This is a genomic window from Bradyrhizobium sp. NBAIM03 (genome assembly GCF_020194055.1).
GTDB lineage: Bacteria > Pseudomonadota > Alphaproteobacteria > Rhizobiales > Xanthobacteraceae > Bradyrhizobium > Bradyrhizobium yuanmingense.
Map to the genome: position 1 here is coordinate 1 of NZ_JADYVS010000275.1, position 389 is coordinate 389.

Annotated in this window: 1 pseudogene; it reads right to left on the reverse strand. The window is 61.2% G+C overall.

The features are described 5' to 3' along the window. Positions 1-224: pseudogene (gene pyrH, locus I6F21_RS38490) on the reverse strand (UMP kinase); the annotation flags it as partial. Positions 225-389 lie beyond the last annotated feature (165 nt).

The following is a 389-nucleotide window of genomic DNA, read 5'->3' on the forward strand; positions in this document are numbered from 1 at the left end:
CCCATGTAGTCGGCTGTGGCGCGGTCCATGCCGGCGGCGCCGCCCGCGACACCGCGGAAGATGTTGCCGCCGCCGATCACCACTGCCACCTGCACGCCCAACTTCACGATTTCAGCGATGTCGTTGACCATCCCTTCGATGGTGCTTCGGTTGATGCCGAAGGCATCGTCGCCCATCAGGGCTTCGCCGGAAAGTTTGAGTAGAACGCGCTTGTAGGCAGGCATGGAGATCCTCGTGACGATTCCTGGTACGGGAGACAGGAAAGGGGAAATGACGCTGCGGATATGACAACGACGTGCAAAGCGGGGACTTCGCACATCCCGCAACCTTCTTGCGCGGAAGCCGTCGGAAAAATCACCAACGATGCCCGCGCAAGCAGGCTGCACCTG